The sequence below is a fragment of the Streptomyces sp. NPDC003691 genome, from assembly GCF_053981115.1.
In genome coordinates, this window is record NZ_JBSFNQ010000039.1 from 66,097 (window position 1) to 75,391 (window position 9,295).

At 73.3% G+C, this 9,295-nt stretch carries 6 protein-coding genes and 1 pseudogene; 2 read left to right on the forward strand and 5 right to left on the reverse strand.

From position 1 onward, the window contains the following. Window positions 1-284 precede the first annotated feature (284 nt). The 4 genes from ACWDR0_RS19610 to ACWDR0_RS19625 form a co-directional block, all read right to left on the reverse strand. Window positions 285-725 (reverse strand): nucleotide pyrophosphohydrolase, encoded by a 441-nt coding sequence (locus tag ACWDR0_RS19610; RefSeq protein ID WP_456352968.1) that lies wholly within the window; start codon window positions 723-725, stop codon window positions 285-287. Continuing rightward, on the reverse strand, window positions 722-2,047 hold the full coding sequence (locus ACWDR0_RS19615) for an AAA family ATPase (protein ID WP_456352969.1): 1,326 nt from the start codon (window positions 2,045-2,047) through the stop codon (window positions 722-724). Before ACWDR0_RS19615 ends, ACWDR0_RS19610 begins: the two co-directional genes overlap by 4 nt. 136 nt (window positions 2,048-2,183) lie before the next feature. Further along, window positions 2,184-2,600 (reverse strand): cell division protein SepF, encoded by a 417-nt coding sequence (locus ACWDR0_RS19620; RefSeq protein WP_456352970.1) that lies wholly within the window; start codon window positions 2,598-2,600, stop codon window positions 2,184-2,186. A gap of 382 nt (window positions 2,601-2,982) precedes the next feature. Then, window positions 2,983-6,714: an AfsR/SARP family transcriptional regulator gene (locus ACWDR0_RS19625; RefSeq protein ID WP_456352971.1), complete on the reverse strand. Its 3,732-nt coding sequence runs from the start codon at window positions 6,712-6,714 to the stop codon at window positions 2,983-2,985. Window positions 6,715-6,866: 152 nt separating this feature from the next. On the opposite strand from ACWDR0_RS19625, the gene ACWDR0_RS19630 reads away from it, so the two are divergent. Beyond that, entirely contained in the window at window positions 6,867-7,805 is a 939-nt protein-coding gene (locus ACWDR0_RS19630) for a ParB/RepB/Spo0J family partition protein (RefSeq protein ID WP_456352972.1), read from the forward strand. Window positions 7,806-8,551: 746 nt separating this feature from the next. Then, window positions 8,552-9,097: pseudogene (locus ACWDR0_RS19635) on the forward strand (gamma-glutamyl-gamma-aminobutyrate hydrolase family protein); the annotation flags it as partial. Here the strand turns inward: ACWDR0_RS19635 and ACWDR0_RS19640 are convergent. After that, window positions 9,003-9,295 (reverse strand): winged helix-turn-helix domain-containing protein (locus ACWDR0_RS19640; protein WP_456352973.1); only part of this gene is annotated, 293 nt, incomplete at its 5' end. The pseudogene ACWDR0_RS19635 and the gene ACWDR0_RS19640 sit on opposite strands and share 95 nt — an antisense overlap.

Genomic DNA, 9,295 nt, shown 5'->3' on the forward strand with positions numbered 1-9,295 from the left:
CGATCGTACGACTGTCTGCCCATTGATTCATTACCCAGCGTGAAGGGCTTTGAGTCAAAAAGCCAGAGGAAAACGGAAATCTATGGACAGGAGGCCGGATGTGAACAACTCGGCAACTCCATAGAGTGACGAAACCATGATCCCGGCGGCCGACATCAGGACCCACATCACTCTCAACGCCCCCCGAAAACTCCCAAAACTCATAAAAACCCCGCCGATACCGGACAACCGACAGGCGGACGGCCGGCCTCACACCGGGCCCCCCGCCGCCCACCGGCCGGGCGTCAACTCCGCGGAAACCGGCTTTCGTTCCGGTCGATCTTGTCGGAGAGCGCCGCCAGCGGATCGACCCCGACGACCGCACAGAACTGGAGCAGATACGCCAGCACATCGGCCACCTCGTCCCGCACCCGGTGGGCGTTCCCGGCGTCAGCCATCACGGCGGCCGACTCCTCCGGCGTCAGCCACTGGAAGATCTCCACCAGTTCGGCCGCCTCCACGCTCAGCGCCACGGCCAGGTTCTTCGGTGTGTGGTAGGGACCCCAGGACCGGGCCTCCGCGAACTCCACCAGTCGGCGCTGGAGTCCGGCGACATCGAGCCCGCCGGTCCGCCCGCCGTCCGCCGCTCCCCCGCCCCCTCCGGCGTCGGCGGAACCGTGCCCACTGCTGCCGTTCTCATCGATACCGCCGCCACCGTCGCCGATCCCGCTGTTCCGTGTTGTCACGGCACCAGGTCTACCACCGACACCCCCGCGACTCCCCGGGCGAACGAGGCGTCGCAGACGGCGCCCACCAGCCGCACATGACCGCGCGCCGCCGTCTCGGCGGCAAGCTCGAGCAGCTCACGGGCCTGCCCGGCGTCCAGTCCGCGGTCCAGGCCGTCCGCCAGCACGGTGAGGGACTGATAGGCGTCGGGGATCTCCGCGGCCCGGTCCACCGCGAGGACCCCCGGCCCGGTGAGCAGCACCAGCGCCAGGGCCAGAAAGCGCAGCTCGCCCTCGCCGAGCCGGGCCAGCGGTGTCGCCGCCCGCCCCGGCCCCCGGTCCAGCAGCGCCCGCAGCGTGCCGTCGGGCAGCTGCTCCACCGCCAGTTGACCGACCTCCCCCCGGCAGCCGGCCCGGGCCGCCGCGGTCAGCCGCGCGTACCGCCTCGCGCACTGGTCACGGGTCCGGTGGAGCACCTCGGCCAGGTTCTCGCAGCCCCGCCGGAGCCGGCCGTCGGCCACGGCGACCGGACGCCGCATCTCCCACGGCCTGGGGTCGCAGGCGAAGAACGACCGCAGCGCGACCACAGCCTGCTCCGCCGCGGCGAGCACCAGCAGTTGCCCCTCCGTTTTGCCCGCGACCCGCAGCGGGAGCAGCGCGGTGCCCAGCCGGCCGTCCGGCAACGGCGCGCGGGTCACCGGCACGGATCCCGCGGTCAGCCACTCGGCCTGCACCGCGGACCGCCCGGGGTCCCGGAGCGCGGTCCTGAGCAGTGTCTTCCCGTCACAGGTCAGCCGCTCGCCGACGATCCTCAGAGCGGGTTCGGCCTGAACGGCGAGATCGAGCCGTACGGTTCCGACCGGGCCGTCGACCGTACAGCCGAGCCGGAAGCCGCGGCGCCCCTGCGCATCCGCGGCCGCTCCCTCCGGAACGCACGACTCCGGGTCGGGGAACACCTCGTCGAGCCGGGCTCCGCCGGCCAGGCCGCCCAGGGCCTCGTACGCCTGTAAGACACTCGTCTTCCCACTTCCGCTGGCGCCCGCGATCAGGGTCAGCGGGGCCAGCGGGACGACGGCGCCGCGATGGGCCCGGAAGGCGGAGAGCCGCACTTCGGTCACGGTCGGACGGACGGTGGTGGTGGTGGCGGTGGTGGTGGTGGTGGTACGGACGGTACTGCGGGCGGCGGCGGTTCGGCCGGGCGCCCCGGTGGTGGCGGCGGCCCGGCCGGAGCCCCGGGCGGGGCTGGACGGGTCGGTGGATGCAGCGGATCCGGCGGAGGCGGGAGATGCAGTGGAACCGGCGGAGGCGGCGGACGCGGCGGTGAAAGAACCGTTGTCGTTCATGCGCGGGACGGTACGCAGCGGCCCGGGCGCCGAACCGTTCCGCCGCCGGGACCTTCCTACGAACGGGCGACGCGGTCCGGCCCGGAGCGGCGGCCGCGCCCCGGCAGCCGGGAACCCGCCGGGCGCGGGCGGTCGTTCAGCCCCGGGGCACGGTGGTGAAGGTGCCCGTCGCGGCCTCGGTGATCCCGTCGACCTCCATGCCCGCCGGAGTCAGGAGGAACACGTTCCGGTCGACCCGGTGCATCCCGCATTCGAGTCCGAAGACGACACCGCTGCTGAAGTCGAGGATCCGCTTCGCCACGTCCGTGTCCGCGCCCGTGAGGTCGAGGAGCACGGGAATCCCCCCGATCAGATACTCGGCCACCTCCCGGGCATCCGCGAAGATCTGCACCCGCAGCACGATGAACCGGCGCTGGCGCGCCGCCGCGTAGTCCTGGGGGACCGTCCGGTGATCGACCCGTGACGGCCATTCGTCGCGTCCTCGCAGGGGAACGACCTGGGCCAGGCCCTCCCACTGTTCGTCCGTGACGTCATACCTTTCGTACCTGCTCATGACCCCATCCTCCCGCCCCTCACCCGTTCGGCCCAAACAGCGACACGGATGGGCCACGCACCTTTCACCGGCACATATGTCCGCACCGGCCGCACAGCGGCCCCGCCCGGGCCCGCCGGGTCCGGACCGGTCCGCCGCCGGGTCCGGGGACACGGTCCGGCACCGGCGCCGGAACCGGTGCAAACACCGTATCCAACGGCACCGACACCGGCCGCCGTCCGGCCCCGCGACCGGTCATGGGCAACCCGGCACCCGTCACCCCCGTGCACCCGTTCGCAGCTCACCCCCCGGCCCCTCCCCCGCTCTCCCCGCAGCAAACAGCTCACCGCGCCCCGCACGGCTCGCGCCGCCCGGCAGCACGGCCCGCCCCACCCCGCACAGCTCACTTCGGCAGACACAGCTCCGGAAACTCGTCCTCGGACGGCAGCCCCTCCATGGGCCGCCCGAACGGCGAGTGCAGGGGCCGGTATCCGGTCGCGGCATAGATGTCCTCCGCCCGCCGTCCCGCCCGTGCCGCCGATACGGGATCCCCGCACGCGGCCTGCGAGAGGGCGATCACCGCCTGCGCCTGCCCTTCCTGGAGCCGGAGCTGGGACTCCTTGGCAAGGCTCAGGGCGGAGGCCGCGTATCCGAGCGCCTCCAGCGGCCGCTGGAGGCGCGTCGCGCACACCCCGAGGCCGAGGAGCGCCATCGTGCGCCCCTTGAGATAGCCGATGTCCTCGGCCGTCGCCCGGGCGATCCGGAAGTGCTCGAAGGCCCGTTCGTACTGGCCCAGCTGGTAGCGGGCGTGCCCCATCGCGATCATCGCGTCGAGCCGCAGCCGCGGCCGCCCCGAGCGGCGGCTGAGCCGGCACGCCGTCAGGGCGGCCCGCAGCGCGCCGTTCCCGTCGCCCGCCTCCGCGCCGATCATGGCAAGCACGCTGAGCACCTCCGCCTCGCCCGGCAGGTTCCCGATGGCCTGGAAACCGCGGCGGGAGGTGGTCGCCAGCTCCTGGGCGGTCACCAGCAGCCCCAGGTCCAGGGAGATCGTCGCCAGGGTGCAGCTGATCCGCGAGGGGCTGTCGGGCGCCCCGATCTTGTGGGAGAGCGCAAGGGCCCGGCGGCAGAGCCGCTCGGCCTCCCGCAGCCGCCCCATGCTGTGCAGCACCTCGCCCAGACCGAGGAACGGCTGCGAGGGGCTGCGGCGGAGCTTGCGGTCGATCGCGATGGACTGGCCGTAGTACTCGGCGGCCTGGCTGAGGAGTCCGAGGTCGCCGGAGACCCCCGCGAGGTTCGACAGGGCGACCGATTCGGCGACCCCCCAGTCGGCCCGCCGTGCCAGGTCGATGGCCTGTTCGAAGTGGTTGCGGCTGAGTTCCAGATCGCCCCGGGTGAAGCTGACCAGGCCGAGGCTCTGATGGGCCGCGGCCTGTCCGCGGAAGTCTCCGGCCTGATGGGCCGTGCGCAGTCCGACGGCGGCGACCGCCGCCCAGGAGTCGGTATGCCTGCGGAGCCAGAAATAGCCCCGGAGGATATCGGCGATGATCCAGACGCTGGAGTCGGGCCCGCCGCCGGCTTCGCCGCCCGCACCGGGCTCGCCCGTCCCCGGCGCCGTACCGCCGTCGCCGGGCGCTTCGGCCTCGATCAGCCTCACCAGTTCCGCGTGTTCCGCGTCGAACCAGTCGGCGGCGCGCTGCGGGTCGTCGAAGGTGACCGGGCGGGCATCAGGCGCCACCGGCGTCACCTCCAGCCGCAGGATCTGCGGATAGAGGGAGCGGGCCGCGGAGTCGGCGGACGCGGCGTACCAGCGCAGCAGCCGGCGGCGGGCCTCCCGCTGAACAGGAACCGGATCCCCTGCTTCCACAAGCAGTCTGGCGTACCACCAGATCAGATCGTGCAGCCTCAGCCGGTCCCGGCCGATCCGCTCGACCAGATGCTCCGCGAAGAGCCGGTCCAGGATTCCCCCGGCGGCCGTCACCGAGGTGCCGAAGAGCGCCGCCACGGCCGGTACGGTCGTCACGGGCCCCGGCAGGATCCCCAGGATCCGGAACGCCTCCCGCGCGTCCGGGGCGAGCCGCCGGTAGGAGAGTTCGAACGTCCGGCGCACCGCCGCGTCCGGATCGCCCGCCACGGCCAGCGTCTCCAGCGGGTTGCCGGACCGCAGCTCGCGTACATGATGGGCGATCAGGCTGTCGGGGTGGAGTGCCAGATTGGCCGCGGCGATGCGCAGTGCCAGCGGGCTCCGCCCGCAGATGGCGACGAGGTCGGCGAGCGCCTCCGGCTCGGCCTCGGCCCTGCGCGCCCCGACCACACTGCGGACCAGCGCCTTGGCCTCCTCCGACGCCAGGGGCTGGAGCGGCAGCATCGAGGCGCCGTGCGTCACGATCAGCGACCCCAGCCGGTTGCGGCTGGTGACCAGGGCGAGACATCCGGTGTCGTACGGCAGCAGTTGCCGTACCTGATCCGCTGATTCCGCATTGTCGAGAACGATGAGCACACGGCGGCCCGCGAGGGTGGACTGGTACAGCTCGGCCATCTGGGCGGGTTCATGCGGAATGTTCTGGTACGGGATGCCCAGGGCGCGCAGCAGTCCGGAGAGCGCCTCCTTGGGGCCCATGGGGCTCTCGTCGCTGTGGCCGCGCAGGTCCAGGAAGAGCTGGCCGTCCGGGAACGCCTCGCGGGAGCCGCGGCACCAGTGGAGCGCCAGCGCGGTCTTCCCGCTGCCCGCCGGACCCACGATCATCAGTACGCCGGAGCCCCCGCTCGCCTCCTCCACGAGCCGCCCCAGCTGGGCCAGCTCCTTGGCCCGGCCGATGAACGCACCGGTCCGGGAGTGGCGCTGGACGGACTCGGCCTCGGGACGCACCGGCCCCCCGGCGTAGTCGTCGTGGGAGCGCGCATGGTCCTGACCGGGGTCGTGGCCGGACCCGGCGGTGTGCTCACGGCCGTGCCCCGGCGCGCTTCCGCGGCCACGACCGTGACCGATGCCGGTGCCGGTGCCGGTGCCGTACCCGGGGACACCGTTCTCCCGCCCGTCCCCCGGCGTACCCGCGGGCCCGGCGGCCGGGCCGCCGTCCGCGCCGGGTCCCCCGGCTCCGTCCGGATCCCCGTCCCGTTCCGTACGGAGCCGTCCGTCCGCCGCCGTCCAGGCCCCCGCGGGCCCTTCGGCGGCCGGACCGTCCGGTGCGCCCCCGCGCACGCCGGCGGCTCCGCCGGACCGGAAGAGCGGCGGGTTTCCCTGCCTGCCGCGGTGCGTACGCTCCCCGGTGCCGCCCGTACGCGGATTGGGTACGGCCCCGAGAAACCATCCCGCGCGGCCCGACGCGTCGCCCCGGCCGCGTTCGGTCCGGGGGACGACGGCGTCGTCCAGCAGCAGCGGGTCGGCCCGCAGGATCATGTTCTGTACGTGCCGGAGGTCGGCGCCCGGATCCAGGCCGAGGTCCTCGGCAAGCCGGGTACGGGTCTCGTTGTAGACCTCCAGCGCCTCGCCCCGGTGGTCGGCGCGGTAGAGCGCGATCATCCGGAGCATGGCGAGCCGCTCGTGATGGGGGTGCTCGGCGGTGGCCCGCGCCAGCTCCTCCAGCACCAGTTCGCGGCGGCCCAGCAGCAGCCGGGTCTCCGCCCGCTGGGTGACCGCGGAGATGTACGACTCCTCGAACCCGGCGCCCAGCCGGCGCACCAGGCCCTCGGGCGCGGTGCCCGCCAGCACCGGTCCGCCCCAGTCGGCCAGGGCCGCGTCGAGCAGCCTGAGCCGCTCGTCGAGGTTGTCGGAGCGTTCGGCCCGCAACAGCGACGAGCGGAAGCGGTGCAGGTCGACGGCGCTGGGATCGCCCTCGATCAGATAGCCGTCGCCCGACTTCACCAGCGCGAAGCCGTACTGTTCGGCGTCCTCGGCCGTGAACCGGCCACGGAGGCGCGAAACATGGACCTGAAGGCTGCCCCGGGCGCTGGACGGCGACTGTCCCTCGTCCCAAAGAAGACTGATCAGTCTGTTTGCCGGGACCACCCGCCCGACGTCGAGCAGCAGCAGGCCGAGCAGCAGCCGCTCACGGCGCCGCCCGATGCGCAGTGATGCGCCGTCGACGGTCCATTCCAGGCCGCCGAGGATCCGGAACCGCATTCCCCCATCGGTCATATCGTGAATCCTCCGCAATCACCCCGCTCGGTGGCAAGCGTTTGGCAATCAGTTGGCCAAGCTCTGGCCGGTGACACCTGAGACATTTGACGTCTGCTCGGGCTTGAACACGGGGAACTCGGGCGGTACGTAAGAGGAAAGGGCTCACCAGCATGTCTACCGATATGTTCATCGAGACCGACAGGACGCACCAGACACGATCCCAGAGTGCCATGGACCAGGACACCGAGGACGCCCTGCCGGCGGAGTTGCCGCTCGGCTCCATCGGCCGCAACCCCGACAACCCCCGGGAGGCCCTGCGGGACCTCGAACCGCTGACCACCAGCATCCGGGAGATCGGCCTCGTCAACGCCATCACGGTTGCTTCGGTGGAGGCGTACGTACGGGAGCGGCCGTCCCGGGCCACCGAGCTCGACCAGGGTGCCCGCTATATCGTCGTCGACGGCCACCGGCGGCTGGAGGCCGCGCGCAAGGCGGGGCTGGCAAGCGTCCGCGTCAGCGTGGACGACGCCCTCGTCTCCACCGACCGCTCCCTCCTCGAAGCGGCTTTCGTCGCCAATGTCCACCGGGACGATATGAACCCGCTGGAGCAGGCGTACGCGCTGAAGAAGCTGGTGGAGTTCTACGGATCCCAGAACAAGGCCGCCAAGCGGCTGGGCATCGCCCAGTCGACGATCTCGTCCAAGCTGTCCGTCCTCGAACTCGGGCCGGAGCTGCAGGCGGACCTCCTGGCGGGACGGCGCAAGGTCGTCCATGTGCGCAATCTCTCCCGGCTCAGCCCGCAGCAGCAGAAGCAGCGGGCGGACGCCCGCGCCGCGGCCTCCGCCTCGCGGAACACAGATGCACGCGCGGGCAGGACGTCCGACCACCGGCATCCGGCACGGGTGCACGCCCCGCCGGGCACCATGGCCGGAATTCCGCGCCAGCGGGGGATCGTGACGATGCCCTGGGCCGACGGGGTGGCCTGCGCGGAGATCGCGATCGCCCGGATGCGCCCGTCGGAGCGGCGGCGGATGCTGCAGCGGCTCTGGCAGGAGGCGGAGAAGGAGGCCCGCGCGGCGCGCAGGCCGGCCGCCCCCGGGCGGGCCTGATCCGGGCGGCGCCGCCCGGGCCGCCGGCACCGGCTACGGGACCAGTGGGAACGCCCCTCTCGCGTACAGAGCCTCTTCCGGACCGGCCGGGCCCGACCGACCCGGATCCGGTCCGAACGTACCGACCCGACCGACCCGACCAGCCCAACTGATTGAACCGGCAGCACAACTGAGCCACCGTCGCCGTCGACCGACCGGAACCGGCCGACCACGACCCGCCTCCGGCGGCGGTGTACGGGACGATCAGCCCCGTACACCGCCGCCGGAGGCACGTTCCGTACCGCCGGGACACCGGGTACCGGCCGGGCCCGCCGGACCGGTCCGCCCGGAGCGCTCCGGCGCGGCAGGCGCGGCAGGCGCGGCCGAGCCTCGCCGCGGCAGCCCGGGACGGCCGCCGGACGGTTACCCTCCCGGCCGGGAGTCTGGAATCATTCCGCTCCCCCGGCAGAACCGCCGTCCTTCCCGGGCCGGTTGTTCACCGCAGTGCGTCCCGCCGGGGCCCGCCCGGGGCCGGCGCGGCACCCGGCGACGGCCCGGCCCGGCCCCGTACCCGACCTCTGGATCCGCCCGTGACCCTGCCCAGACCCCTGATCGCCGTTCCCGCCCGCTTCTCCCCGTCGGCACCGGTCCTGCCGGATGCCGCGGTGGTCGGTGCCCGCTCCCTGGTGGACGCGGTATGGCGGGCGGGCGGCGAGCCCGTCGTCCTCCATCCCTACGCGCCCGGCGGCATCGCCTACCCGGACGATGTGGCGGCCCGGCTCGCCCGCTTCGACGGAGTCCTGCTGCCCGGCGGCGGGGATCTCGCGCGGCACCGCTGGGGCGGTCCGGAACCGTGGAGCGGCCCGTCCCCCGACGGCGATCCGCTGCACGGCATCGCGGCGCGGGGCGGGCAGGGCGCTCCGGACACCCGGGAGGACGACGCCGAACTCGACGGTTTCGACCTGGAGCTGGCCCGGCAGGCGCTGCGCACCGGGCTGCCGATCCTGGCCGTCTGCCGCGGCCTGCACATCGTCAACACCGTGCTCGGCGGCACCCTGCACGAGGAGACGGCAGCCGCGGAGACCGACCACCGGTATCTGATGCACCCGGTGTCCCTGCGTCCCGGCTCCCGGATAGCGCGGATCGCCGGGAACGAGACGGTACGGGCCTCCTGCCACCACCGGCTGCGGGCCGATCTGCTCGGCGACGGGCTGCGGGTCACGGCCCGGGCCGCGGACGGCACACCCGAGGCGCTGGAACTCGTCGGCGCCAAGGACTGGCTGACCGCGGTCCAGTGGCATCCGGAGGACACCGCCCGCGACGACCCGGCCCAGCAGCGGATCTTCGATGCCTTCGTACGGGCGGCGGCGGGCGCTCCCTGCCCCTGAACCCCGCGCCCCAAACCCGGCGCCGGGTCGTCGGCCGCAGCCGCCGCACATGGACGTCGACCGTCCGCGTACCGCCGAAGTAGTCGTAGCCCCAGACCTCCTGGAGCAGCTGGGCGCGGGTGA